This window comes from Herbaspirillum robiniae (assembly GCF_002213415.1).
GTDB lineage: Bacteria > Pseudomonadota > Gammaproteobacteria > Burkholderiales > Burkholderiaceae_D > Herbaspirillum > Herbaspirillum robiniae.
The window spans coordinates 30428-54365 of sequence record NZ_NJGU01000016.1 but is presented as its reverse complement, the minus strand read 5'-3'; the positions used below and the strand labels follow the sequence as shown (position 1 = coordinate 54365).

Genomic DNA, 23938 nt, shown 5'->3' with positions numbered 1-23938 from the left:
TTGCGGCGTATCGAAGGCGAAAGGACGATTACTTCAACAAGGTCCAGTTGCCGTTCTTGACCGTGATCAGTTCACGGCCGCGTTCGTCGAAGCCGCTGTGGTCGGCCGCGCTCATGTTGTAGACGCCCTGCGTTGCGACCAGCTCCTTGGTGTTTTCCAGCGCGTCGCGCAGCGCAGCGCGGAACTCCTTGGTGCCCGGCTTGCCCTTCTTTGCGGCGACGGGAATGGCCTGCTGCAGCAACAGGCCGGCGTCATACACGTTGGCGCCGAAGGTGGCCGGCACGCTGCCGTACATCTTCTTGTAGGCCTCGATGTAGTCGGTGGCGACCTTCTTGGACGGGTTGCCGTCGAAGATCTCCGGCAGCACCAGCATCAGCGAGGCGGCCAGGATGGTGCCCTCGACCTTGTTCTTGCCCAGCTGCAGGAAGGCCGGCAGCGCCGCGCCGTGGGTCTGGTACATCTTGCCCTTGTAGCCCTGGTCGTAGAGCGTGGTCTGCGGCAGCACGGTCGCCGCGCCCGGCGCCGCCACCAGCACCGCGTCCGGATTGGCGGCCATGATCTTCAGGGTCTGCGCGGTGACCGAGGTGTCGGTGCGCTGGTAGCGCTCGTTGGCGACGATCTTGATGCCGGCCTTGCCGGCCAGCTCGCCGAAGACCTTGTTCCAGTTCTCGCCGAAGGGGTCGTTGATGGTGATGAAGCCGACCGTCTTCACCTTGGTCCTGACCATCTGCTCGACCAGCGCCTTGGCGATCAGGTCGTCGTTCTGGGTAGTCTTGAAGACCCACTTCTTCTGCTCGTTCATCGGCAGCACCACGGCGGCGGTGCCCACCGGCGCCAGCATCGGCACGCCGGCCTCGGCCACGAAGGAAATCACGCCCATGGCGTTGGGCGAACCCGAGGGGCCGATGATGGCGTCGACGTTGTATTCGGAGATCAGCTTCTTCACTTCGGTGACCGACTTGGTCGGGTCGCTGGCGTCGTCCAGCGAGATGTATTCGACCTTCAGGTCGCCGGCCTTGGCCGGCAGCAGCGGCACGGTGTTCTTCTGCGGGATGCCCACCAGCGAGACCGGGCCGGTGGACGAGGTCACGACCCCGATCTTGACCTGCGCATGGACCGAAGCGGCGGAAAAAGCGGCCAGCGCGACGGCGGCGGCAATCAGGCGTTTGTGCAGCATGTTGGTTCTCTCCCTTGGTGAAGTGAAACGGATGGCGGCTGCTCCCCGGCGCCGCCGTGCGTCGACGGCATGCTCAGCGCATGAACAGGCCGCCGTTGATGTCCAGGCAGGCGCCGGTTGCCGCGCCCGCCTCCGGCGAGGCCAGCAGCAGCACGGCGTCGGCGATGAAGTCCGGTTCGCCCAGCGACTTGACCGGAATGTTCTGGATCGTCGCGGCCAGCTTGTCGGCCGGTACGATCTCGCGCACGATGGGCAGGTCCAGCGGCCCCGGCGAGATCGCGTTGACGGTGACGCCCGATGCCGCCAGTTCGCGCGCGAACACCTTGGTCAGCGTCAGCACGCCGCCCTTGGCCGCCGCATAGTGCGCGCCGGTGGCGGTGCCGCCGTTCTGTCCGGCCAGCGAGGCGATGTTGACGATGCGGCCGTAGCCGCGTTCGGCGAAGCGCTTGCCGAACACCTGGCACGCAAGAAACGTGCCTTTGAGGTTGATCGCGGTGACGTCGTCGAACTCCTCGGGCGTGATGTCCATCAGCGCCGCCACACGCGACTGGCCGGCGTTGTTGACCAGCGCCGCGGCGCCGCCCCAGCGCACCTCGACGGCGTCGCAGGCGGCGATGAAATCGGGCTTGCGGCGCACGTCCAGCGCCAGCGCCATGACGGTGTCGCCGCTGGCGTCGAGGCTCGCGGCCACCGCCGAAACCAGTTCCAGGTCGACGTCGGCCAGCGCCACCTTCCATCCGGCCGCGTGCATCTTGCGCGCGATGCGCTCACCCAGCCCGCGCGCCGCGCCCGTGACCAGTGCAATCTTCTTGTCCATGTGTTCCTGTCGCTTGAGATCGTTGCAAGAGCGCGGCTCAACCGCCCTGGATGATCAGCGCGCGTCCCACGCGCGCCTCGATCTTTCCGTACTTCCACAGGCGATGCTCGCCGACCATGGTGGTGCGAAACAGGTTGCAGGCGGCCACCACCGTGTCGAGGTCGGCCACGTCGGCCATGATGTAGAAGGTCCAGGGCGCGTCGTCGGACTTGCCTACCATCAGGCGGTCGTCGTCCATGGTGCCGATCACGCTGATGCCCTCCATCCTGGCCAGGTTGCTCATCATGTCGCCGTAGGCCTTCCACACCGGGCCGGTCTCGGTGGCCGGCAGGTCGAAGAAGTTTTGCGTGACGCCGACGCAAAACAGCACGCGCAGCGGTTCTTTTTCAGTGGTTGGGGTCATGCTGTTCTCCGTCTTGAATGCGTTGTGCGTCACAGGTATCCGGGCATGGGCGGCACGCCCAGCGTCACGGCGCCGGCGCCGTCGTAGATGCCCTCGCCGAGGAAGGCGTGCTGCTTGACCACGGCCGCGTCGCGCAGGCAGCGCTGCAGCGGGTGGTGCGAGTAGATGGCGGTGGTGCCGGCCAGGCCGAACATGTTCTGCACCACCTCATTGCCGGCGCGGGCGATCTCCACCGCCGTCAGGCGCAGCAGGCTGACCTGCTCCGGCGTGACCGGATCGCCGGCCAGGATGGTGTGCCAGACTTCGCCGGTGGCGTCGTACAGGAAGGCGCGCGCCGAGCGCAGCATGGCTTCGGCCTTGGCCACCTCGATGCGCACATAGGAGCGGTCGGCCAGCTTGGGCGCGCCGGTGATGGCCACGCGGCCGCCCGACATGCGGTTGATCTCGTCGATGGCGGCGCGCGCGATGCCGAGGTTGACCACGCCCAGCACCTGCGCGGCGTAGGCGATGGTGGGATAGCGGTAGAGCGGCTCGTCGATGGTGGGCACGCCGCCGCGGATGAAGGTCCACTCATCCGGCACGAACTGCTGCGTCACCTTGAGGTCGTGGCTGCCGGTGCCGGCCAGGCCCATCACGTCCCAGTTGTCGACGATCTCGACCTGCTCCGGCGGCAGCACCGCGGTGCGCGGCTTGGCGCCCGGCTGGCCCGGCACCGCCGCGCCTATGCCCACGCCCAGCATGTCGGCGCCCTTGCAGCCGCTGGCGAACTTCCAGGTGCCGTCCACCATCCAGCCGCCGTCCACCTGGGTGGCCGGCTGGATCGGAAACAGGCCGCCGGCGAAGGTGAGGTCGGGCGAACCGGCGTAAAGCCTGGCCTGGGTCTCCTTCGGCAGCGCCGCCAGGTAGACCGAGGCCGAACCGAAGCTGGCGACCCAGCCCACCGAGCCGTCGGCTTCGGAGATCTTCTCGACCAGCCGGAGGAAGTCGGCCGGCGCCAGGCCGGTGCCGCCGAAGCATTTCGGCGTGGCGGCGCGATAGACGCCCAGCTTCTTGAGCTGCGCGATGAACTCCTTGGGGACGAAGCGCTGGCGGCCGAACTCGTCGCGGCGCGCGCGGATCTCGGCAAACAACTGCGCCATCGCGTCTTCTTCCCCGGCCACCCATGCGGCCGGTGCTTCCGGTGCTTCCATTACGGACATCTCGTTCTCCAGGTTGCGTGCTGCACATCTGGAAACGAGTGTAGGGAGCGCGCTTTCCCGGTTCAATCGGGACGGCCGGGGGATTTTTAGGGGATAGGCGGGAGGCGCATAAAGAAAACCCCTAGGCGGGCGACGTCAGTTGATCAGTATCTCCGCCGGCGGCGCGGCGGGCCGTGCCGGCATCCTCGCCGCCGGCGCGGGCGACTCTTCGAGCGTAAAGACGTCGACCATGTCGGTCAGCTCGCGCGCCTGGTCCAGCAGGGCCTGGGCGGCGCCCGCGGCCTGCTCGACCAGCGCGGCGTTCTGCTGGGTGACGCCGTCCATCAGCACGATGGCCTTGTTGATCTCTTCGATGCCTTGGGCCTGCTCGCGCCCGGCGCCGGTGATGTCGGCCATCACGCCGACCACCCGCTCTACGCGCTCCGCGATGCCGTCGATGGCGCCGCCGGCATCGGCCACCTGGCGCGTGCCGGCATTGACCGCGCAGGCGGCGTCGCCGATCAGCACCTTGATTTCCGCCGCCGCGGTGGCCGCGCGCTGCGCCAGCGCGCGCACCTCGCTGGCCACGACCGCAAAACCCAGTCCGCTTTCGCCGGCGCGCGCCGCCTCGACCGCCGCGTTCAGCGCCAGGATATTGGTCTGGAAGGCGATGCCGTCGATCACCTCGATGATCTCGACCACCCGGGACGAACTGGCATCGATGGCGCGCATGGTCGCAATCAGCTCCCTGATCAGCGCGCGACCGTCAGCGGCGGCGCGCGCCGTTTCGGCCGCCAGTTCGTTGCATTGCTCGGCGCTGCGCTGGTTCTGCTGCACGATGGAGGTCAGCTGCTCCATGGCCGATGCGGTCTGCTGCAGGGAACCCGCCTGGCGCTCGGTGCGCTCCGACAGGTCGATGTTGCCGGTGGCGATCTGCTCGCTGGCGGTGCTGATGCTGTGCGCGCCGCATCGCACGCGCGAGACGATGCCTTGCAGGCTCTCGTTCATCGTGCGCATCGCAGCCAGCAGGCTGAGGCGGTCGCTCTCGCGGGTATGGATGCGGCGCGTCAGGTCCCCGGCGGCAATCGAGCGCGCCAGCGCCGCCGCATAGGAAGGCTCTCCGCCCAGCTCGTCGAGCAGGCTGCGAGTGACGCGCCAGGTGCCCAGCAGGCCCAGCACCAGGGCCGCCACGCCGAGCGCGACGATATTGAGGAAGGCCATGCGGTAGGCGCCGGCGGCCTCGGTCTGCATGCGCGCATTGAGCTCGTCCTCGAAGCGCGCCAGGGCGGCCAGCGTCTCGCGGCGCTGCGCCTGCAGGGCGACCATCTCGCCGCCAAGCAAGGCGCGTACGCCGGCGATATCGCCGGCCTGGCCGGAAGCGGCGGCGCGCTCCAGCAGGGGGCGCGCGCGTGAGGCCTGCTGCGCGATGAGCTGCATGGCCTGGCGCTCATGGTCGGTGGTTTCGGCGATGTCGGCAAACATCCGGCCCAGCGCCGCCTCGGCATGATCGTAGGCGGCGACCTGCTGGCGCAACCGGCCGGCCTCGCGCGCCGCGTCCGCGGGATCCTGGGTCAGCGCCAGGTTGCGCACCGTCATCGACTGCTCGAACACGGCCGAGCGCATCGCGTTGACATGGCGGACTTCGACGTTGTTGATATCGGTGATCGAGGTCATGTGCTCGTTGATCTGCGCCATGCGCCAGATCGCCACGCCGATCACGGTGGCCAGGATGATCTGCAGCATGCCGAAGACGATGTTGAGCCGCGTGGCGACTTTCATGGCGGCGAGTTTCATGGCGGCTCCTTGGCGTTGATGTGATTCCACCGTACAAACCGGAGATGATGGCTTCAAGGCCAGCGCCGCCGGGCGCCGCGCATAGTCCTTGCTTATAGAGATATTTCTATAAATTCACATGTGAATATCCTCACCATGGCTGCCCCGGACGACGCCATCCGCTTCGAAATGGAAGACTTCCGCCGCATGATGGAAGCGCTGCCGATGTGCATCATCCTGCACGACGCCCAGACCAAGTCCATCCTCTGGGCCAATCCTTCGGCCTGCAAGGTGCTGGGGTTCACGCTGGAGGAGCTGCTGCCGCTGAAGGCGCCCGACATGAGCCGGCGCTCGCACGAGTATCGCCGCGAGATCGGCCGCAAGTGGCTGCATGAGGCGGTCCTGCACGGCAGCAACGTGGTCGAATGGTGCTACCGCGCCAAGAACGGCGACGAGATCCTGTCGGAAGCCATCGCCACCCTGGTGAAGCTGTCCGAGCGCGACGTGATCATGGTGCAGTTCCGCGACATCGCGCGCGAGGAGCAGATCCGGCGCGAGATGAAGCGGCTGGAGAGCCGCCTCAAGGAGTTCATGCAGGACTCCGACGAAGGCGTGGCGGTGCTGCGCGCCGACGGCGGCATCGAGTACATGAGCGACGCCGGCCGCAAGCTGCTGGGCGTGCGGCCCGGCCAGCATCCGCCGCGCAATTTCGCCGCGATGTGCCTGCCGGAGTCGCGCGAGGAGCTGCTGGAACTGCTGACGCTGGCGCTGCCGGACGCGATCTCCTTTCCGATCCGCTACCGCATCGTGCGCAAGGACGGCGTGGCGCGCTGGCACCACGCGAGCTGCCGCTACATCGAGATCGAGAACGACCTCAAGGGTCACCTGCTGCACTTCCACGACATCACCGAGCAGGTCGAGGCCGAGGAGGCGCGGCGGCGCGACCAGGCCTCGCTGGAATACCTGGCGCGCCACAACGCCATGGGCGAGATGGCCACCGCCATCGCGCACGAGCTCTCGCAGCCGCTGGCGGCGATCCGCAATTTCCTCGAAGGCTCGGTGCTGCGCATGAAGCAGGCCCGCGCGCAGCTCGAGGCGAGCCAGGCCGACGGCATCGTGTGGGGACTGGAGAGCGCCGGGCGCCAGGTCGACCACGCCGCGGCCATCATCAAGAGCGTGCGCGAGTACGTGGTCAAACTGGAGCAGAGCGAGACGGTGATCGAGCTCGGCGAGGTGTTGAACGAGGTGCGCTGGTTCATCGAGCTCAAGGCCGCCGAGGGTCGCGTGCGGCTGGAGATCGACGCCGGCGGCGAGCCGCTGGCGGTGAGCTGCGAGAAGGTGCTGATCGGCCAGGTGATCCTCAACCTCGCCTTCAACGCGATCGAAGAGATGAGCGCGTTCGAGCCGGAACGCCGGCGCGTGCGCATCGCCGTCGAACGCGCCGGCGCCACCGCGCTGCTGCGCGTGGCCGACGAAGGCGGCGGCATCGAGGCCGGCCAGCGTGAACGGCTGTTCGACGGCTTTTTCTCCTCCAAGGTCAGCGGCAACGGCATCGGCCTGGCGCTGTGCAAGAACATCGTCTCGCGCCACCGCGGCGATATCTGGGCGCAGCCGAATACGCCGCGCGGCGCCTGTTTTTGCTTCGCGCTGCCGTTGGTGAAATGCGACAGCTAAAGATACCTTTAGCCCCCATGCCGCACGCGCCGGATTGGTGACGCCGCGCACTTGCGTGGTGCCGTTGCGCCCCTGGCGCCATGCCGCGCATCCGTTTCTGCACCGAATTCGAGAATGCGAGCGCGCGCCGCCGCCGCCATCGGCCGTACTTATCCCGGCAATCGAAGGCATCAATTTGATCTGCCTCAAACCCCGTCCCTAACATGGCCCTGCATGACGTTGTCGTGGTCTGCGCTTGCACGTCGGCGCGGCACGTTGTGTCGCCACGTGTCGTGCACGGCTGTGCAGACATTCACTACGCAACACTACAGGGAGCTCCATTACATGAAGAAGAAACTGCTGGTCGCCGCGATGCTCGCGGCAGGTACCGGGATGGCGCATGCGCAGAGCAGCGTCACCATCTATGGCCTGATCGACCTCGGCCTGACCTATTACTCCAGCGCGCCCAAGACCGGCGGCGGCGGCGCTTCGCTGCTGCGCATGGACAGCGGCATCGCCCAGGGCAGCCGCATCGGCTTCAAGGGCACCGAAGACCTGGGCGGCGGCCTGAACGCCTTCTTCACGCTGGAAACCGGCTTCGGCGCCGACGACGGCAGCCTGGGCCAGGGCGGCCTGATCTTCGGCCGCCAGTCCTTCGTGGGCATCGGCAGCAAGCAGTGGGGCTCGGTCAGCGTGGGTCGCCAGTACGACTTCATGGCCAACCTCGGCGGCCAGTACGCCATGGGCGCGCTGTCGCCGGCCGGTTCCTTCGCCTGGGGCCTGCATGCCGACGCCGCGCACGGCACCGCGCTGAACAACCACATCTACGCCGGCGACCGCACCAACAACTCGGTCAAGTACAACAGCGCCAAGATGGGCGGCTTCAGCTTCGGCCTGATGTACGGCTTCGGCGAAGTGGCCGGCAACAACTCGGCCGGCCGCACCACCAGCGCCACCGGCCAGTACGACAACGGCGCCTTCAGCAGCGCGCTGTCCTACACCGACATCAAGGACTCCACCGGCAGCTACTCGACCCGCATGTACGGCATCGGCGCGACCTACCAGCTGGGCGCGTTCAAGCCCTTTGGCGTGGCGACCCAGGTGAAGAACACCAACACCAGCGCCAAGGCCACCACCTATGAACTGGGCACCGTGTATGCGCTGACCCCGCTGTGGGACCTGTCGGCGGCCTATCAATTCCAGAGCCGCAACCAGGGCGTGGGCAATGCCCAGGCGCTCATTGCGATGGCCGACTACAAGATCTCCAAGCGCACCGACCTGTACGTGGGCGCGGTGTATGACCGCGACAAGGGCTACAACGCCTATCCGGTGTTCGGCGGCGGCATCCAGTCGGCCACCGGCAACCAGTCCGCGGTGCGCATGGGCATCCGCCATCGCTTCTGAGCAGGGCAAGTAGTCTGAGGATGGGAGGGCCGCCGCCGACATCCGGCGGCCTTCCCGCGCAGGAGGGAGAGGAGACGGCCCGTCGCAGGACGGGCCTTCTGCGTTGGACGGGAAGGCGTCAGCTGCTGCGCCCGTATTGCTGCAGCAGGTCGATGAAGATCTGACGCAGCCAGGCGTTGCCGGCGTCGCTGTCGAAGCCCTCGTGCCAGTGCAGCGTGACGTCCACCGCCGGGATGTCCACCGGCAGCTGGTAGACGGCGAAAGCGTCCGGATGCTCGACCTGGAACAGCTTGGCGATGCGCTGCGGCACCGTGGCCACCAGGTCGGACTTGCCGAGGATGCGCGGCAGCACGGTGAAGTGCGGGATCTGCAGGCTGATCTTGCGCTGCACGCCCAGCGTGCGGAACGAACTCTCCACCTGGTGGTGGCTGCTCTCGGCGGACTCCACCAGCACGTGCGACATGGCGAGGAACTCGTCGAGCTCAAGCTGGCGCCGCCGCGGCAGGCCGTCACGCTTGCGCATCATGCAGACGTAGCTCTCGCGAAACAGCAGTTCGTAGTGGGTGACCGGCTTCAAGGCCGGCAGGTTGCCGAAGGCGAAGTCGAGCTGGCCGGTGCGCAGCGCTTCTTCCAGATGGGCGGGCGCGACCTGCTCGACCTGCAGCCGGGTGCCCGGCGCCTGCTCGGTGAGGATTTCGCACAGGTGCGGCAGGAACATCATCTCCGCGACGTCCGTCATCGAGGCGCGGAACACGCGGGTGCTGGTGGACGGCTCGAAGCGCTCGGTATGGCGCAGCGCGTCCTGCACCGCCTGCAGCGCGCGGTTGATGGGCTTGGACAGTTCGATCGCCGTCGGGGTGGGCTGCATGCCCTCCTTGGTGCGGATGAACAGGGGGTCGTCGAAGATGTGGCGCAACCGCCCCAGCGCGTAGCTGACCGCCGGCTGGGACAGGTGCAGGCGGTTGCCGGCCAGCGTCAGGCTGCGTTCGTCGGCAATGGCCTGGAAGACGCGCAGCAGGTTGAGATCCATGTTGTTGAACGTCGCCATCGCAGCCCTCTGGGTGAAAAACAGCCTGGAAGATGAAACGGCACATACATCAATGCCATTTATGAGAAAAATATTTTACATCAATTTGATCTATTTTAAGGCGACTTCTAGAATGCTTCCGATCAGCCAAGGTTTTGATTCCCGATCGCTTGCATCCCGCGCCGGCGCTGCGTTTCGCGCCACCTGCAATGCCTAACCCTACGGATGCGCCATGACACCTGAGCCAACTTCGCCGCCGGCATCCACCGCGGCGCCACAACCGTCCGGCGATGCCCGGTACCACGCCCCGATCCCGGCGCCGCGCAAGCTGACCGGCGTCGCCGCGGCAGCCGCCTTGCGCCGCCAGACAGAAATCGCATGCAAGGGGGATGCCTGATGAGCGAACGCACCGTCGCGGGCACCGGCAACGCCCTGCTTTCGCGCTTTCACCTGGGCGGCAGCGGCCCCACCGTGGCCATCAAGGATTGCATCGACATCGCCGGCCAGCCCACCTGCGGCGGCAGTGCCGCACTGGCCGACGCGCGCCCGGCGGCGCAGCACGCCGATGTGGTGCGCCGCCTGCTGGCCGACGGCTGGCAGATCACCGCGCGCGCCAACATGCACGAGCTGGCCTACGGCATGACCGGCATCAACGAATGGAACGGCACCCCCGTCAACCCGCAGGATGCGGCGCGCATGCCCGGCGGCTCCTCCAGCGGCTCGGCCTCGGCGGTCGGCGCCGGCCTGGTGGATGTCTCCATCGGCAGCGACACCGGCGGCTCGATCCGCCTGCCCGCCGCCTGCTGCGGCGTGGCCGGCTTCAAGCCGACCTATGGCCGCGTGAGCCGCGCCGGCGCCTGGCCGCAAGCCAGCACGCTGGACTGCCTGGGGCCCTTCGCACGCAACATGGACCTGATCGTCAGCGCCATGGCCTCGATCGCCCCCGGCTTCGACCTCGCCGCCGCCCGCGCACCGCAAGCCGGCGCGCGCGTGAAACTGGTGCAGGCCGACGCCGACCCGGCCATCGCCGCCGCCGTACAGGCCGCGTTCGACGCCGCCGGCTGGACAGGCACACCGATCGGACTGGCGGACATGCAGGCCGCCTTCGAGGCTGGCATGGTGCTGATCAACCGCGAAACCCACACCGCCTTCGGCCACCTGCTGGGCCGGGGCAGCCTGGGCGCCGACATCGAGAAGCGCCTGGCCGCCGCCGGCGCCACCAGCGACGAGGCAGTGGCCAGGGCCGAGCAGGTGCGCAGCGCCTTCACTGCGGCAGTCGACGCCGCGCTGGCCGATGCCGATGCGCTGCTGATGCCCACGCTCCCGACCCTGCCGCCGACGCTGGCCGAGATCCGCAACGGCGCCAGCGTGCTGACGCTGTCGGCGCTGGTGCGGCCGTTCAACCTGTCCGGCCATCCGGCGCTGAGCATCCCGGTGCCGATCGCCGGCAGCAAGCTCAAGGCCGGCCTGCAGCTGGTGGGCCGCAAAGGCGACGACGAGACCATCTGCGCCCTGGGCCTGCACCTGGAACAGGCGCTCAGGCGCGTGCCGGCATAGGCCGCGCGCGACACCCCCCGACAACAACACCGACGCAACAATTGGAGAATGCAATGAACGCACCGCTACGCTTCCATCCGCGAACGACGGACACTTCCTACGGCGACCTGGTCCAGGGCGCCGTGGTCGATCCCTCGCTGTACACCGATCCGGCGATCTTCGAGGCCGAGATGGACAAGATCTTCTACAAGACCTGGGTCTGGGTCGCGCATGAAAGCGAGATCAAGAACCCGGGCGACTTCAAGACCGCCCAGATCGGCCGCCAGCCGGTGATCGTGGTACGCGACAAGAGCGGCAAGATCAACGTGCTGGAAAACCGCTGCCGCCACCGCGGCGCCACCGTGTGCGAAAAGCACAAGGGCAACGCCACCGGCTTCACCTGCCCGTATCACAGCTGGTCCTACGGCCTGGACGGCAAGCTGCGCGGCCTGCCCTATCCGGAAGGCTACGAAGACGTGGTGGAAAAAGCCGACCTGCCGCTGCAAAGCCTGCGCGTGGGCAGCTACGGCGGCATGATCTTCGCCTCCTTCAACCAGGACATCGAGCCGCTGGAAGATTTCCTCGGCCACGCCAGGACATGGATCGACCTGTTCATGAAGCAGGGCGCCGGCTTCCCCATCAAGGTGCAGGGCGAGCACAAGTTCAGCTTCAAGGGCAACTGGAAGATCCAGCTGGAGAACACCACCGACGGCTACCACTTCCCGGTGGTGCACAAGACCTTCCTCTCGTCGGTGGATGAAGAGACCTCCGAGATGCTGTCCTTCATGACCGACGACCAGTCGATCACCCGTTCGCTGGGCAACGGCCACAGCGTCATGATCATGGTGCCCGAGCATGTCGACCTGGATGTGGACGACGGCTCCGAACAGTTGCAGGAGCGCTTCTCGCACGTCATCGAAGAGCTGTCCAGGACGATGCCGCCGGAGCAGGTGCGCCGCATCGTGCGCTCGCTGCACGGCGCCGGCTTCAACCTGAACCTGTTCCCCAACGTGGCCATGTCGATGTCCTTCTTCCGCGTGCTGCATCCGGTGTCGGTGACCGAGACCCAGATCCGCCACGTGGCGCTGGGCATGGACGGCGGCCCCGAGATCGCCAACCGCGAGCGCCTGCGCATCCATGAGCACTTCCAGGGTCCGTTCGGCTTCGGCAGCCCCGACGACGCCGAGGCCTGGGAACGCGTGCAAACCGGCGCCTACGCCGGCCGCAACGCGCCCATCCTGGTCAACCGCGGCCTGAACCGCGAATGGGTCGACGACAACGGCGACAAGGTCTCGCACTCGACCGACGAAACCGGCATGCGCGAAGCCTATGCCATGTGGAAAAAGATGATGGAGAAGTGATCAGCATGAACCAACAAGACAAGCTGCAGGGCATCCCCGAACAAATGGCCCGCGCCATCGCCTTCATCTGGAAGGAGGCCGAGCTGCTGGACCGGAAGGACTACGCCGCCTGGCAGGAGCTGTGGAGCGAGGACGGCTACTACGTGGTGCCGATCGACCACGCCACCACCGATTTCGCCGCCACGCTGAACTACGCCTACGACAACGCCCACATGCGCAAGATCCGCATCGAGCGCCTGACCTCGGGCTTCGCGATGTCGGCTGCCGACGCCGCAGCCACGGTGCGCACGGTGTCGCGCTTCGTGCCGGTGCACCTGTCGGACGAGCTGGTGGAGATCAACTCGGCCCAGGTCATCGTCGGCTACAAGCGCCAGCAGCACACGCTGTTCGTGGGCGACGTCACGCACCGCCTGCGCTTTACCGCACAGGGACCGAAGATCGAGCAGAAGGTGATCCGCCTGATCAACTCCATGGACAGCCTGAACGCCCTGGGCTTCCTGCTGTAAGCGCAGCATCGCGACCGCAACACCGCACACCGTATTGGCGCAACACATGAAACTGATCGTAGACAAACTCATCGACGAAACCGGCGACATCCGCTCCTTCCGCCTGGTGCGCGCCGATGGCGCGGCGCTCCCCGGCTATGAGCCGGGCGCCCACATCGACGTCACCGGGCCGACCGGCGTGACGCGCCAGTACTCGCTGTGCGGCCCGCCGGACGACGCCTGCGGCTATACCATCGCGGTCAAGAAGGAAGCCGCCTCGCGCGGCGGCTCTTCGGCGCTGCACGAGGCCGTCACCGAAGGCATGGAACTGGAGATCGGCGCCCCGCGCAACCTGTTCGCGCTGCATGCCGACGCGCCCGAGCACGTGCTCTTCGGCGCCGGCATCGGCGTCACCCCGCTGCTGTCGATGGCCTACAAGCTGTGGGCCGGGCAGAGCAAGTTCACGCTGCACTATTTCGTCCGCGCGCGCGAGCACGCCGCCTTCGCCGACCTGCTCGACGCCGCGCCCTTCGCCGCCCATGTACGCTTCCACTACGCCGTACAACCGTCGGACATGGCGCACTACCTGAACGCATGCCTGGACGCCGCGGCCAGCGACGCCCACGTCTACACCTGCGGCCCGGCCCCGTTCATGGACGCGGTGGTGCAATGCGCCGCGCGCAACCGTGCCGAAGACGCCATCCACCTGGAACACTTCCAGGCCGCGCCAGCTTCCACATCGGCCGCGAGCGGAGGCGACGGCGCCTTCGAAGTCAAGCTGGCCAGCTCGGGCAAGGTGGTGCGCATCCCGGTCGGCATCCCCATCGTCGACATCCTGGCGCAGGAAGGCATCGCCATCGACACCTCCTGCCGCGAAGGCATCTGCGGCACCTGCGTGGTGCCGCTGCTGGAAGGCGAACCCGACCATCGGGACAATTGCCTGTCGAAGAAGGAAAAGGCGGCCAATGACCAGATCTGCACCTGCGTTTCGCGGGCGAAGTCGGGGTTGCTGGTGCTGGATCTTTGAGCGGGGTCGCTGGGGGGATGGCCGCCTTTGGGCGGCTTTTTTTGGGAGGATGGAGATGGATGTGAACTTCGCGCGATCTGAGCGAAGCGCTGGCTGAGCGCAACGAACGACGCTGGATCCCGGCCTTCGCCGGGATGACGGATTACATTGGATAGCGAGCCACGGAATCGATGCCGCAGGCGAGCAGCAAGCACCGCGAGGCCGAAGGCGAGCCGGACACAAGGCAAAGCCGCAGGCGAGCCGAATCGGAAGTCCGCTTCTGCCCAGCTGCTGAACCGCGCGGAAAAATGGATCAGAAAGGAGGCCGGAGCGCAGCGACTTGCCTCCTTTCCCATTTTCCCGTGCGGTTCAGCGGGCACCCCGAAGGGGCTGGGCAGTAGCGGCCGCCTTTCTTTGCTTACTTTCTTTGGCGGAGCAAAGAAAGTGAGCGGCTGCCGGGCCGCCCCCGGCGCTCCCTTCCGACCGGAGAAAGATAGGCATAGAGCCAGTACATCGGCATCCAGCAAGACCAGACTACCCCGAAGAACAACCGCATATACGCTGACTTCGATACGCCGCATGCGCGGCTACTCAGCCCGAACGGAATTCGGAGAAGCGCAACGAACGACACTGGATCCCGGCCTGCGCCGGGATGACGGTTTACATTGGATAGCGAGCCACGGAATCGATGCCGCAGGCGAGCAGCAAGCACCGCGAGGCCGAAGGCGAGCCGGACACAAGGCAAAGCCGCAGGCGAGCCGTCAATGAAGTCCGCTTCTGCCCAGCCGCTGAACCGCGCGGAAAAATGGATCAGAAAGGAGGCCGGAGCGTAGCGACTTGCCTCCTTTCCCATTTTTCCGTGCGGTTCAGCGGGTACCCCGAAGGGGCTGGGCGGTAGCGGCCGCCTTTCTTTGCTTACTTTCTTTGGCGGAGCAAAGAAAGTGAGCGGCTGCCGGGCCGCCCCGGCGCTCCCCTGCGACCGGAGAAAGATAGGCATAGAGCCAGTACATCGGCATGTAGCAAGAGCAGACTACCCCGAAGACCAACCGCATATACGCCGACTTCGATACACCGCATACGCGGCTACTCAGTCCGAACGGAGTTCTCGGAGGCGCGACGAACGACGCTGGATCCCGGCCTTCGCCGGGATGACGGAGAAGGCAAGATAGCGAGTCACGCACCCGATGAAATGCCCATCATCGCAACACAAGTCCCCTCATCGCGCCCATCCCCCCGCCACGAAAACAACAAAAGACCCCATAGAAAAAACAGCCCCCGTCAAATCGCCGTCCTCTTGACCTTATGAAACAAGCGATTGAAATAAATCAGACTGTCCTTGCGCTCATTGACCCGCACCTCACCCAGCTCCACAAACATCACCGAATGCGACCCGACCTCCTTGAACTCCAGGATCCGCCCCTCCAGCGTCACCAGCGCATCGGCCAGCACCGGCTGCTCCAGCGCGCCGTCGTGCCGCCAGATATCCCAGGAAAAGCGCTCCTCCATCGGCACCCCGGTGGCCCCGGAGAAATGCATGGCCAGCTGCTCCTGCTCATCCGACAGCACGTTCACGCACAGCCGCGCGTTCTTGCGGAACACCCCATGCATGGCGCTGCCGCGGTTGATACACACCAGCACCGTCGGCGGCGAATCGGTCACCGAACACACCGCGCTGGCGGTGATGCCGCAGCGCCCGCCCGGGCCGTTGGTGGTGATGACCGAGACCGCCGCCGGCAGGTGCGCCATGGCGTTGCGAAACGCGATCTGCTGCTGGGTGAGCGGCGGCCTGGCCGCCGGGTTGTGTTGACTGCTGACGCCGTTGGCGCTCATGGTGACTCCCTGGTTTGCACGCCGATGATGCGCGGCGTTGTCGATGTCACCAGATTAAGGCAGGCGCAGGCCGCCCACAATTCGTGCCGCATGCCCTGTTTCGGGGGATTCCCGCAGGCGGCCTAGGTAGAAATACCTAGGCCGTGATCCGGTGCGGGGCGCATGCTGCGGCATGTCGGTGCGCGCGGTGCGATGCGCGGCGGGTGCCATATCGGGCCTGCTTTTTGCATGGATCAAGGCATGCCGCGCCAACCTGTGCCAGCCGCGACGGCGGCGGCCGGGATGCCACCTGCCGGTGCGCCGGCTTTCTGACGAGGAATGATGATGGACTCCAACCTGCCCGTGGTCTATATCGTCGACGACGATGAGGCCGTCCGCACATCGCTGGCCTGGCTCCTGAGCTCGGTCAACATCCGCACCGAATGCTTCGACGGCCCCGAGGCCTTCCTCAGGGCCTACGACGCCAACAGCCTGTCCTGCCTGATCCTCGATGTGCGCATGCCCGAGGTCAGCGGCTTCCAGCTGCAGGAGCGCTTGAACGAGATCGGCGCCGGCATTCCGGTGATCTTCGTCTCCGGCCACGGCGACATCCCGATGTCGGTGCGGGCGCTGCAAAACGGCGCGGTGGATTTCTTCGAGAAGCCCTACAACTCGCAGCAGATGCTGGAGCGCATCCAGGTGACGCTCAAGAACGTGGCCGGAAACATGCAGGCGCGCGAACGCCGCCTACTGCTCAAGGCGCGCCTGAAAACGCTGACCGCGCGCGAGCGCGAGATCCTGGACAAGGTGATCCTGGGGCACTCCAGCAAGCTGATCGCGCGCGAACTCAATATCAGCGTCAAGACGGTGGACGTGCATCGCGCCAGCATCAAGGACAAGCTCGGTTGCCAGAGCACCGCCTCGCTGGTGCGCGACGTGTTGCTGGATTTCGGACCGGAGTTCCTGAAGGCGGCCTGAGCGCAAGCCGCAAGCGACGATAACGGCAGCCGGCTGCGCCCGCTGCCGTTTTTCTCGCCTGGCGCGCAAGGCCTCAGTGCTTGTGCGCGGCCAGCTCGAGGATGGCCAGGGTCTCGCGGAAGGTGGCGTCGATCAGGGCGTGGTCGGGCAGGCCGGGATCGAGATGGGCGCGGTCGCCCTTCACGCCCGCGGTGATCTCGGCGATGCTGGCGTAGCCGTCGGCGTCGAGCCGCTGCAGCATCATCAGCACGAGATAGCGCAAGGCGCCGACCTGCGCGTGCAACGGGTCGGAAAATGCGTTGGCGGGCTGTTCCATGGCGGCTCTCCGTAAGGGCGGAAATGGCATGACCGGACGCAGGGATCCGGTGCGGGACTTACAGCAGGGACAACTGGTTGGGATCTTCCCGGCGACGATGCTGGGCCTTGCGGCGCGGGTCGATGGTGTCGCCGGCGTCGCGTCCTTCGGTGGAAATGCCTTCGATGGCCAGCAGCAGTTTCTTGGCATGCAGGCCGCCGGCAAACCCGGTGAGTTCGCCGCCGGCGCCGATCACGCGGTGGCAGGGCGCGATGATGGAAATCGGGTTGCGGCCGTTGGCCGCGCCCACGGCGCGCACCGCCTTCTCGTTGCCGAGCTGGCGGGCGATCTGCAGGTAGGTGCGGGTCTGGCCGTAAGGAATGGTGAGCAGCGCAGCCCACACCTGCTTCTGGAAATCGGTGCCATCGAAGCTGAGCGGCACGTCGAAGCCGGTGCGCTTGCCGGCGAAATATTCTTCCAGCTGGCCGGCGGCGGCCAGCAGCACCGGGCGCTGCTCGTCCGGCGTCATCTCGCCCAGGCGCACGCGGCCGGCACGGTCGTTCTCCCACAGGATCGCGGCCAGCTTGTCGCCCCTGGCCACCAGCGTCAGTTGCCCAACGGGCGAGTCGATGAGCTTGTATGCGTAATCCATTGCGGTCTCCGTGCTTCAAGACCGTCGATTCTACTGCGGAATGCGACACGCTACGCGCTGCGCTATGATGCCGCATGCCCAAGCCCGCGATCGCCGTCCTCCACCTGCCCTACCGGCCGCCTTTCGACTGGCCGCGCATGCTGCGTTTCTTCAACGGCCGCGCCACCATCGGCGTGGAGGCGGTGGAAAACGGCGCCTATCTGCGGGCCATCGAATGGGAAGGCGACGCCGGCACGCTGGCCGTCACGCTCGATGCGGCCAAGCATTGCCTGGTGGCGACCCTGGCCGGCAAGGTCAGCCGCCACGCCGACGCGCTGGCCGCTCCGCTGTCGCGCATGTTCGACCTGCAGGCCGATCCCGCCGCGGTGAAGAAGGCGCTGGGCGCCGACCCGTGGCTCAAGCCCCTGCTCAAGGCCGCGCCGGGATTGCGTGTACCCGGCGCCTGGTCGGCGTTCGAACTGGTGGTGCGCACCATCATCGGCCAGCAGGTCAGCGTCAAGGCCGCCACCACCATCATGGGCCGCGTGGTGCAGCGCGCCGGCCAGCACATCCCCGATCATGGACATGCGCTGACGGCATGGCGCTTTCCCACGCCGGCGGCGCTGGCCGACGCCGATCTCTCCAGCATCGGCATGCCCGGCAAACGGGTGGCGGCGCTGCAGGGCCTGGCGCGCGCGGTGGCCGAAGGCGCCGCCGTGATCGACCCACCCGGCCAGCCCTATTCACAGGAACAACTGGCGCAGCTGCGCCAGACGCTGCTGGCCCAGCCCGGCATCGGCCCATGGACGGTGGAGTATGTCGCCATGCGCGCCTGGCGCGACCCGGACGGCTGGCCGGCCACCGACCTGGTGCTGATGCAGGCCATCGCCGCGCGCGATGCTGCGCTGGTCAAGCCCGCCCAGCAGAAACAGCGCAGCCTGGCCTGGGCGCCCTATCGCGCCTATGTGGCCCAGCACCTGTGGAACGAGATCGCCGACCGCGCCAACGGCGAGCGCGGCGGCTGAACCTCCCTCGTGGCCGCAGCCGGCATCACACGGTACCGGCCTGCTCCTCCAGCATCGCGCGCAGCGCCGCCTCGATGCCGACGCTGCCGCGGCGCGAATCGCGGCCGCCGTGGGCGAAGTCGATCCAGCCGGCATTGAAGCCGTCCACCATCTGCATGCGCGGCAAGGGGTTTTCCATGCCCTGGGCGCGGAAGATGCCTTCCCATTCGACGCGCGGCACGACGTCGACTTCCACCGCGCGGCCCAGCAGGCGACCGAAGGCGGCGGCGATGTCGTCCGGGCTGGTGCGCTGCGGCCCTTCCAGCTGCACCACGCGGCGCCCGTTCCAGTCCTCCTGCAGCAGCGCGGCGGCGGTGCGGCCGACGTCGGCGGTAGACACCATGGCGATGGCGCGCGAGGCCGGCTGCAGATAGCTGGCGATGGCGCCGGCGCGGGCGGCGTCGATATCCCAGCGCGAATTTTCCATGAACCAGCCGGCGCGCAGGAAGGTGACCGGCATCTCCAGCGTGGCGAACTGCTGTTCCATGATGCGCAGCTGGTTCAGCAGGTTGGGCTGCTCGGCATCGGCGCCGATGGTCGACAGCGCCACCACCTTTTTCGGGCCCGCCATCTCCAGCGCCTCGCGCACGGCGGCGATGATGCGGCGCGCCGCCGGAAAGCCCGGCATGGGATCGAAGGCCGGCGGCAGCAGGATGAACACCCCGTCGGCGCCGGAGAAGGCGCGGATCATGGCCGGCACATCGGTCAGCTCGGCCAGCGCCACCTCGGCGCCCTGGCGCGCCCATGATTCCCCCTTGGCGGCGTCGCGCACCACCGCGCGCACGTCGCGGCCGGCGGCCAGAAGGCTGCGGGCCAGCGTGCCGCCGACTTGTCCTGTGATTCCCGTGATTGCATACATGTTGCGCTCCTTGTCGTGTGTGAAGGCTGCCCGGCGGGCAGGCATGGAGCGCATTCTGGGCGTCGGCGACTGCTTTTGCGATATCATCGACGTCACTTCATTGATGATCATTCATCATCAATCCACCGCAAGGAAAAACACCATGGCCTTTGACGAACGCATGATGAACGGCATCAGCGTGCTGTGCGCGATCGTCGACAGCGGCAGCTTCGCGGCCGCCTCCGAACTGCTGGACATGACGCCCTCGGGCGTGAGCCGGGCGGTGGCGCGACTGGAGGCGCGGCTGGGCATCCGCCTGTTCGACCGCACCACGCGCTCCATCACGCTGACCGACGAGGGACGGCGCTTCCACGCCCAGGTGGCGCCGCTGCTGGCGGCGCTGGAGGAGGCCGCGTCCTCGGCGCAGGAGGGGCGCGGCACGGTGCGCGGGCGGCTGCGGGTCAACGTCGACCCGTTCTTCTCGCGCATGGTGCTGGCGCCGCGCCTGGGCGACTTCCTGGCGGCCCACCCGGAGCTGAAGCTGGAACTGATCATGCGCGACGAGCTGGGCGACATGGTGGCCGACGGTTATGACCTGGCGCTGCGTTTCGGCCAGCCGCCGGCCTCCACGCTGGTGGCGCGCAAGCTGGCCGACTGCCGCATCGTCACCATCGCGGCTCCCGGCTACCTCAAGCGCCACGGCCGTCCGGCCACGCCGCAGGAGCTGCAGACGCCGGGGCATACCTGCATCCTGTTTCGCGACTCGCGCACCGGCCGCCCCTTCACCTGGGAATTCATCCGCGGCCGCAAGCGCATCGAGCTGGAGATGGACGGCCAGCTCACCGTCAACGACGGCGGCTCGCTCTACAGCGTGTGCCTGTCGGGCTACGGCGTGGCGCAGGTGTTCGACCTCGGGCTGCAGCCCATGCTGGACGACGGCCGCCTGGTGGACCTGTTCCCGGACTGGCCGGACGAGCGCTTCCCGCTGTATGCGCTCTATCCCTCGCGCCATCATCCGCCGGCCAAGGTGCGCGCCTTCCTCGACTTCGTGCTGGCGCTGCAGCCCTAGCAATCAGAGATATTCGCGGTGGAACTTCGCGCGCCGGCTGACCACCTCGCCGGCCAGCATGAACTCGCCGTTGCCCTTGTAGTGCAGCGTCTGCGGATTTTTCGGCGTACGCGCCACATGCGCCTGCACCACTTCGAAGATGAAGTAGTTGTACTTGCCGACCAGCCTGCCGTCGTGCAGGCGACATTCGAAACTGGCGTGGCATTCGCCGATCAGCGGCGCGCCGACCTGCTGCGCCGGCAAGGCGGTCAGGCCGAAGCGCTCGAACTTGTCGCCCTCGGCGCCGGAGCAGTTGCCGATGCCCACCACCTGGTCGATCAGCGCGGCTGTCGGCAGGTTGATCACGCACTCGCGGCTTTTGCGGATGAGCTCGAAGCTGTGGTTGCCGGAGGAAATGACGCAGCCCAGCAACGAGGGAGCGAACTCCATCATGCAGTGCCACCCCATGGTCATGATGTTGCGCTGGCGGCGATAGGCGGAGGACACCAGCACGATGGGGCCGGGCTCCAGGTAACGGCGGACCTGGTGCACCGGGAAATCCTGGCGGGACGGCAATCTGGCGGCACGGGGCATGGCGACTCCTGATGACTGGGATTGACTGGAATTGAATGATGTTGCCCGATCTTCGGATGGAACGCCGGCGCCCGGCGAGGTTCCCACACGCAATATGCAGGTCGCGCCGACAATACCGGCGCATCGCTGCGGTATGCTGCGCCATCCCCACCCTCGTTCATCGCATGAAGATACGGCCGGTCCTGTTCGCTTTCTTGCTGCCGTGCGCCCTGGCCGCGGCAGCCGCCGATACTGCCGCGCAGGCGCCGCCGCGGGTGAGCGTGGCCACCAGCCGGGTCGACGGCCGCACCGAGTTCGACGTGCGCGCCGAGGCCTTCGCCCGCACCGACATGGCCGGCGCCTGGAAGGTGCTGACCGGCTACGACCGGCTGGCCGAGTTCGTGCCGCGGCTGAGCTCGTCGCGCGCGCTGCCCTTTCCCGACGCCGCCGCCAACGAGCATCTGGTGGAACAGCACGGTTACGCGCAGTTCTTGTTCATCCGGCAACCGATAGACCTGGTGCTGCGGGTGCGGGAACAGCCGGTCTCGGCCATCGACATGACGCTGCAAAGCGGCAACATGCGCAAGTACCACGCCCGCTGGGAGCTGGCGCCGCAGGACGACGCCGCCGGACCCGGCGTGCTGCTGCGCTACACCAGCTTGCTCTCGCCCGATTTCTACGTGCCGGGCCTGTTCGGCGGCGCCTTGATGCGGCGCGACCTCGCGGCCATGCTGGAAGCGGTGGTCAGGGAAATGGAAAGGGCCGCGCCCGCGGCGGCAGGCGTTCAGGCGCCATCATTGCAGGACGGAAAATGATGCGGGGCGCCAACCAATGGAAGGCGCCCCGGCGACAGGTGCAACAGGAAATGGATCGGGCGGGCGCTCAGGCCGTCAGCACCGAATGGCCGTGGTCGTTGAGCGCGTCATAGCAACGGGTGCAGACGCGGCAGAACAGGTGCGAACGCTTGACGTGGCGATGGCGCAGCACCAGCTGCAGGGCCACGCCGGGACAATGCGGGCATGCTTCGCGCATGGGGCCCACCGGCACCACGTCGGCGGCGAGGAAACCTTTCTCGGTCATGACGCCTTCGATGACTTCGCGCGGATCGAGCTCGACCAGCGACAGCAGCAACGGCGAGGCGCGCTGCTCGTAGCGCGGCGCGATGCGCGGGGTAGCCGGCGGCGGGAACAACGGTGGCGGGGATGGCCTGACATCCGGATGCCGGGTTGCGATGCTCATTAGTGTCTCCTTGGTGAGAACGGCAGAAGCTGGATTGAATTACCGGTTGATGGTGTTGCTGGGGAGAGGCCGGACGGCCCGGTGTCGCTTTCCACTTCGGCGGGAAATTTCAGGCTGCGGTGCGACGGAGAATTCACTGTAGTCCCAGCTCCGCCGGACTTCAATGGTTCGCGCCAAAGAATTTTTCTATCGCCGCCGGCCTGCGTATGGACAGGCGCTAATTGTCGATTTGTCACTCCCGCCTTGCTGCGGGCGCAGCACTATCCGGCGCCAGCCGTCGATAGCCGGTAAAAAAATGCCGCCGGGTTTTTCGATGGATGCAAAGGAGCGTCGTCGCGGCGTCGATTTTGCGTCATCCTGCAAGTCGCCCTGATCGATACGCTACAAAACCGGGCAATGCCTCTACAATCCCAGCATGACTACACTCAATGACATCGAAGCAGCCGCCCGCCGGCTGCAAGGCCAGATCCTGGAGACGCCTTGCGTCGAGTCGCGCACGCTGTCGCAGATCGTCGGCGCCCAGGTATTCCTCAAGTTCGAGAACCTGCAATTCACCGCCTCCTTCAAGGAGCGCGGCGCCTGCAACAAGATGGCCGACGTCGCCGCCAGCGAGAACGGCAGCCGCGGCGTGATCGCCATGTCCGCCGGCAACCACGCCCAGGGCGTGGCCTACCACGCGCAGCGCCTGGGGCTGCCGGCCACCATCGTCATGCCGCGCTTCACGCCGGGCGTGAAGATCGAGCGCACGCGCGGTTTCGGCGCCAACGTCGTGCTGCACGGCGACACCCTGGAAGCGGCGCGCGCCCACGCCTACGAGCTGGCCGAACAGCAAGGCCTGACCTTCGTCCACCCCTATGACGACGAAGCCATCATCGCCGGCCAGGGCACCGTGGCGCTGGAAATGCTCAAGGCCGTGCCCGAGCTCGACACCCTGGTGGTGGCCATCGGCGGCGGCGGCCTGCTGGCCGGCATGGCCGTGGCCGCGCGCGCCATCAAGCCGGAGATCGAGATCGTGGGCGTGCAGACCAAGCGCTTCCCGACCATGGTCAACGCCGTCAAGGGCACCGAACATCCGGTCGGCTCCAGCACCATCGCCGAAGGCATCGCGGTGGGCACGCCGGGCACGCTGACGCGCGCCATCATCGCGCGCGAAGCCAACGATCTGCTGCTGGTGGACGAAGGCGACATCGAGCAGGCCGTGCTGATGCTGCTGGAAATCGAAAAGACCCTGGTCGAAGGCGCCGGCGCCGCCGGCCTGGCCGCGCTGGTGCGCTACCCGGACCGCTTCCGCGGCAAGCGCGTGGGCCTGGTGCTCTCCGGCGGCAACATCGATCCGCTGCTGCTGACGGCCATCATCGAGCGCGGCATGGTGCGCGCCGGCCGCCTGGCGCGCGTGAAGGTCAGCTCGCGCGACGTGCCGGGCACGCTGGCGAAGATCACCGGCATCGTCGCCGAAGCCGGCGCCAACATCGACGAAGTCCACCACCAGCGCGCCTTCACGCTGCTGGCGGCGCAGAACGTGGACATCGAGCTGGTGCTGCAGACGCGCGGCCGCCCGCACCTGGCGCAGGTACTGCAGGCGCTGCGCGCGGCGGGGTTCGAGGCGGAGGAGCTGCACTAAGCCGCAGCATCTCCCGCAACAG

General features: G+C 67.1%; 24 protein-coding genes. 12 read left to right on the top strand and 12 right to left on the bottom strand.

The genetic code is table 11. The features are described 5' to 3' along the window. Window positions 1-28 precede the first annotated feature (28 nt). From CEJ42_RS22630 to CEJ42_RS22610, 5 genes are all read right to left on the bottom strand, one after another. On the bottom strand, window positions 29-1177 hold the full coding sequence (locus CEJ42_RS22630) for an ABC transporter substrate-binding protein (RefSeq protein ID WP_079217328.1): 1149 nt from the start codon (window positions 1175-1177) through the stop codon (window positions 29-31). 73 nt (window positions 1178-1250) lie between these two features. Continuing rightward, window positions 1251-1994 (bottom strand): SDR family NAD(P)-dependent oxidoreductase, encoded by a 744-nt coding sequence (locus CEJ42_RS22625; protein WP_079217329.1) that lies wholly within the window; start codon window positions 1992-1994, stop codon window positions 1251-1253. Between the two features lie 37 nt (window positions 1995-2031). After that, on the bottom strand, window positions 2032-2397 hold the full coding sequence (locus CEJ42_RS22620; RefSeq protein ID WP_088752659.1) for a hypothetical protein: 366 nt from the start codon (window positions 2395-2397) through the stop codon (window positions 2032-2034). Between the two features lie 29 nt (window positions 2398-2426). Beyond that, on the bottom strand, window positions 2427-3587 hold the full coding sequence (locus CEJ42_RS22615; protein ID WP_420840792.1) for an acyl-CoA dehydrogenase family protein: 1161 nt from the start codon (window positions 3585-3587) through the stop codon (window positions 2427-2429). Between the two features lie 144 nt (window positions 3588-3731). Further along, entirely contained in the window at window positions 3732-5369 is a 1638-nt protein-coding gene (locus tag CEJ42_RS22610; RefSeq protein ID WP_088752631.1) for a methyl-accepting chemotaxis protein, read from the bottom strand. A 135-nt stretch (window positions 5370-5504) separates the two neighbouring features. On the opposite strand from CEJ42_RS22610, the gene CEJ42_RS22605 reads away from it, so the two are divergent. Both CEJ42_RS22605 and CEJ42_RS22600 read left to right on the top strand, forming a co-directional pair. Next, window positions 5505-7022, top strand: a complete 1518-nt coding sequence (locus tag CEJ42_RS22605; protein WP_088752630.1) for a PAS domain-containing sensor histidine kinase — start codon at window positions 5505-5507, stop codon at window positions 7020-7022. A 324-nt stretch (window positions 7023-7346) separates the two neighbouring features. Then, window positions 7347-8405 carry a porin gene (locus CEJ42_RS22600; protein WP_079217333.1) on the top strand — a complete coding sequence of 353 codons (1059 nt, stop codon included), beginning with the start codon at window positions 7347-7349 and terminating at the stop codon, window positions 8403-8405. Window positions 8406-8523: 118 nt separating this feature from the next. Here the strand turns inward: CEJ42_RS22600 and CEJ42_RS22595 are convergent, their stop codons facing one another. Next, on the bottom strand, window positions 8524-9453 hold the full coding sequence (locus CEJ42_RS22595) for a LysR family transcriptional regulator (RefSeq protein WP_088752629.1): 930 nt from the start codon (window positions 9451-9453) through the stop codon (window positions 8524-8526). Between CEJ42_RS22595 and CEJ42_RS24870 the strand changes: the two genes are divergently transcribed. The 5 genes from CEJ42_RS24870 to CEJ42_RS22575 all read left to right on the top strand — a co-directional run bounded on the left by CEJ42_RS24870 (window position 9434) and on the right by CEJ42_RS22575 (window position 13841). Beyond that, window positions 9434-9649 carry a hypothetical protein gene (locus tag CEJ42_RS24870; RefSeq protein WP_129587822.1) on the top strand — a complete coding sequence of 72 codons (216 nt, stop codon included), beginning with the start codon at window positions 9434-9436 and terminating at the stop codon, window positions 9647-9649. The two genes, CEJ42_RS22595 and CEJ42_RS24870, sit on opposite strands and share 20 nt — an antisense overlap. 179 nt (window positions 9650-9828) lie before the next feature. Then, window positions 9829-10989 carry an amidase family protein gene (locus CEJ42_RS22590; RefSeq protein WP_088752628.1) on the top strand — a complete coding sequence of 387 codons (1161 nt, stop codon included), beginning with the start codon at window positions 9829-9831 and terminating at the stop codon, window positions 10987-10989. A 53-nt stretch (window positions 10990-11042) separates the two neighbouring features. Further along, a complete protein-coding gene (locus CEJ42_RS22585) occupies window positions 11043-12329 on the top strand; it encodes an aromatic ring-hydroxylating oxygenase subunit alpha (protein WP_088752627.1) in 1287 nt (428 codons plus the stop codon). Window positions 12330-12334: 5 nt separating this feature from the next. Further along, window positions 12335-12835 carry an aromatic-ring-hydroxylating dioxygenase subunit beta gene (locus CEJ42_RS22580; protein ID WP_088752658.1) on the top strand — a complete coding sequence of 167 codons (501 nt, stop codon included), beginning with the start codon at window positions 12335-12337 and terminating at the stop codon, window positions 12833-12835. 46 nt (window positions 12836-12881) lie between these two features. After that, window positions 12882-13841, top strand: coding sequence for a PDR/VanB family oxidoreductase (locus tag CEJ42_RS22575; RefSeq protein WP_088752626.1), 960 nt, complete (start codon window positions 12882-12884; stop codon window positions 13839-13841). Window positions 13842-15098: 1257 nt separating this feature from the next. Here the strand turns inward: CEJ42_RS22575 and hpaC are convergent. After that, window positions 15099-15650 (bottom strand): 4-hydroxyphenylacetate 3-monooxygenase, reductase component, encoded by a 552-nt coding sequence (gene hpaC, locus CEJ42_RS22570; RefSeq protein ID WP_079217338.1) that lies wholly within the window; start codon window positions 15648-15650, stop codon window positions 15099-15101. 324 nt (window positions 15651-15974) lie between these two features. Between hpaC and CEJ42_RS22565 the strand changes: the two genes are divergently transcribed. Continuing rightward, window positions 15975-16607: a response regulator transcription factor gene (locus tag CEJ42_RS22565; protein ID WP_207760474.1), complete on the top strand. Its 633-nt coding sequence runs from the start codon at window positions 15975-15977 to the stop codon at window positions 16605-16607. A 73-nt stretch (window positions 16608-16680) separates the two neighbouring features. Here the strand turns inward: CEJ42_RS22565 and CEJ42_RS22560 are convergent, their stop codons facing one another. Both CEJ42_RS22560 and CEJ42_RS22555 read right to left on the bottom strand, forming a co-directional pair. Continuing rightward, window positions 16681-16923: a hypothetical protein gene (locus tag CEJ42_RS22560; protein WP_088752625.1), complete on the bottom strand. Its 243-nt coding sequence runs from the start codon at window positions 16921-16923 to the stop codon at window positions 16681-16683. Window positions 16924-16981: 58 nt separating this feature from the next. Further along, entirely contained in the window at window positions 16982-17554 is a 573-nt protein-coding gene (locus CEJ42_RS22555; protein ID WP_088752624.1) for a methylated-DNA--[protein]-cysteine S-methyltransferase, read from the bottom strand. Window positions 17555-17628: 74 nt separating this feature from the next. Here CEJ42_RS22555 and CEJ42_RS22550 point away from each other — a divergent pair, with 74 nt between their 5' ends. Beyond that, entirely contained in the window at window positions 17629-18558 is a 930-nt protein-coding gene (locus tag CEJ42_RS22550) for a DNA-3-methyladenine glycosylase family protein (RefSeq protein WP_088752623.1), read from the top strand. Between the two features lie 25 nt (window positions 18559-18583). Here the strand turns inward: CEJ42_RS22550 and CEJ42_RS22545 are convergent, their stop codons facing one another. Then, window positions 18584-19456, bottom strand: a complete 873-nt coding sequence (locus CEJ42_RS22545) for an NAD(P)H-binding protein (protein ID WP_088752656.1) — start codon at window positions 19454-19456, stop codon at window positions 18584-18586. Window positions 19457-19598: 142 nt separating this feature from the next. Between CEJ42_RS22545 and CEJ42_RS22540 the strand changes: the two genes are divergently transcribed. Beyond that, on the top strand, window positions 19599-20504 hold the full coding sequence (locus CEJ42_RS22540) for a LysR family transcriptional regulator (RefSeq protein WP_079217342.1): 906 nt from the start codon (window positions 19599-19601) through the stop codon (window positions 20502-20504). Between the two features lie 3 nt (window positions 20505-20507). Here the strand turns inward: CEJ42_RS22540 and CEJ42_RS22535 are convergent, their stop codons facing one another. Next, complete coding sequence (locus CEJ42_RS22535) at window positions 20508-21077, bottom strand: flavin reductase family protein (protein WP_088752622.1); 570 nt, start codon at window positions 21075-21077, stop codon at window positions 20508-20510. A gap of 164 nt (window positions 21078-21241) precedes the next feature. Here CEJ42_RS22535 and CEJ42_RS22530 point away from each other — a divergent pair, with 164 nt between their 5' ends. Continuing rightward, the gene (locus CEJ42_RS22530; RefSeq protein WP_088752621.1) at window positions 21242-21871 is read left to right on the top strand and encodes an SRPBCC family protein; all 630 of its coding nucleotides are present in this window, start codon (window positions 21242-21244) and stop codon (window positions 21869-21871) included. A gap of 67 nt (window positions 21872-21938) precedes the next feature. Here CEJ42_RS22530 and CEJ42_RS22525 read toward each other — a convergent pair whose 3' ends face one another. Next, complete coding sequence (locus tag CEJ42_RS22525; RefSeq protein ID WP_079217345.1) at window positions 21939-22295, bottom strand: hypothetical protein; 357 nt, start codon at window positions 22293-22295, stop codon at window positions 21939-21941. Between the two features lie 415 nt (window positions 22296-22710). Between CEJ42_RS22525 and CEJ42_RS22520 the strand changes: the two genes are divergently transcribed. Further along, on the top strand, window positions 22711-23916 hold the full coding sequence (locus CEJ42_RS22520; protein WP_079217346.1) for a threonine ammonia-lyase: 1206 nt from the start codon (window positions 22711-22713) through the stop codon (window positions 23914-23916). Window positions 23917-23938: the final 22 nt, after the last annotated feature.

Bases quoted from the DNA above. Each gene is read 5' to 3' on its own strand.
- CEJ42_RS22630 (WP_079217328.1), bottom strand. From the start codon at position 1,177: ATGCTGCACAAACGCCTGATTGCCGCCGCCGTCGCGCTGGCCGCTTTT.
- CEJ42_RS22625 (WP_079217329.1), bottom strand. From the start codon at position 1,994: ATGGACAAGAAGATTGCACTGGTCACGGGCGCGGCGCGCGGGCTGGGT.
- CEJ42_RS22620 (WP_088752659.1), bottom strand. From the start codon at position 2,397: ATGACCCCAACCACTGAAAAAGAACCGCTGCGCGTGCTGTTTTGCGTC.
- CEJ42_RS22615 (WP_420840792.1), bottom strand. From the start codon at position 3,587: ATGGAAGCACCGGAAGCACCGGCCGCATGGGTGGCCGGGGAAGAAGAC.
- CEJ42_RS22610 (WP_088752631.1), bottom strand. From the start codon at position 5,369: ATGAAACTCGCCGCCATGAAAGTCGCCACGCGGCTCAACATCGTCTTC.
- CEJ42_RS22605 (WP_088752630.1), top strand. From the start codon at position 5,505: ATGGCTGCCCCGGACGACGCCATCCGCTTCGAAATGGAAGACTTCCGC.
- CEJ42_RS22600 (WP_079217333.1), top strand. From the start codon at position 7,347: ATGAAGAAGAAACTGCTGGTCGCCGCGATGCTCGCGGCAGGTACCGGG.
- CEJ42_RS24870 (WP_129587822.1), top strand. From the start codon at position 9,434: ATGTTGTTGAACGTCGCCATCGCAGCCCTCTGGGTGAAAAACAGCCTG.
- CEJ42_RS22595 (WP_088752629.1), bottom strand. From the start codon at position 9,453: ATGGCGACGTTCAACAACATGGATCTCAACCTGCTGCGCGTCTTCCAG.
- CEJ42_RS22590 (WP_088752628.1), top strand. From the start codon at position 9,829: ATGAGCGAACGCACCGTCGCGGGCACCGGCAACGCCCTGCTTTCGCGC.
- CEJ42_RS22585 (WP_088752627.1), top strand. From the start codon at position 11,043: ATGAACGCACCGCTACGCTTCCATCCGCGAACGACGGACACTTCCTAC.
- CEJ42_RS22580 (WP_088752658.1), top strand. From the start codon at position 12,335: ATGAACCAACAAGACAAGCTGCAGGGCATCCCCGAACAAATGGCCCGC.
- CEJ42_RS22575 (WP_088752626.1), top strand. From the start codon at position 12,882: ATGAAACTGATCGTAGACAAACTCATCGACGAAACCGGCGACATCCGC.
- hpaC (WP_079217338.1), bottom strand. From the start codon at position 15,650: ATGAGCGCCAACGGCGTCAGCAGTCAACACAACCCGGCGGCCAGGCCG.
- CEJ42_RS22565 (WP_207760474.1), top strand. From the start codon at position 15,975: ATGGACTCCAACCTGCCCGTGGTCTATATCGTCGACGACGATGAGGCC.
- CEJ42_RS22560 (WP_088752625.1), bottom strand. From the start codon at position 16,923: ATGGAACAGCCCGCCAACGCATTTTCCGACCCGTTGCACGCGCAGGTC.
- CEJ42_RS22555 (WP_088752624.1), bottom strand. From the start codon at position 17,554: ATGGATTACGCATACAAGCTCATCGACTCGCCCGTTGGGCAACTGACG.
- CEJ42_RS22550 (WP_088752623.1), top strand. From the start codon at position 17,629: ATGCCCAAGCCCGCGATCGCCGTCCTCCACCTGCCCTACCGGCCGCCT.
- CEJ42_RS22545 (WP_088752656.1), bottom strand. From the start codon at position 19,456: ATGTATGCAATCACGGGAATCACAGGACAAGTCGGCGGCACGCTGGCC.
- CEJ42_RS22540 (WP_079217342.1), top strand. From the start codon at position 19,599: ATGGCCTTTGACGAACGCATGATGAACGGCATCAGCGTGCTGTGCGCG.
- CEJ42_RS22535 (WP_088752622.1), bottom strand. From the start codon at position 21,077: ATGCCCCGTGCCGCCAGATTGCCGTCCCGCCAGGATTTCCCGGTGCAC.
- CEJ42_RS22530 (WP_088752621.1), top strand. From the start codon at position 21,242: ATGAAGATACGGCCGGTCCTGTTCGCTTTCTTGCTGCCGTGCGCCCTG.
- CEJ42_RS22525 (WP_079217345.1), bottom strand. From the start codon at position 22,295: ATGAGCATCGCAACCCGGCATCCGGATGTCAGGCCATCCCCGCCACCG.
- CEJ42_RS22520 (WP_079217346.1), top strand. From the start codon at position 22,711: ATGACTACACTCAATGACATCGAAGCAGCCGCCCGCCGGCTGCAAGGC.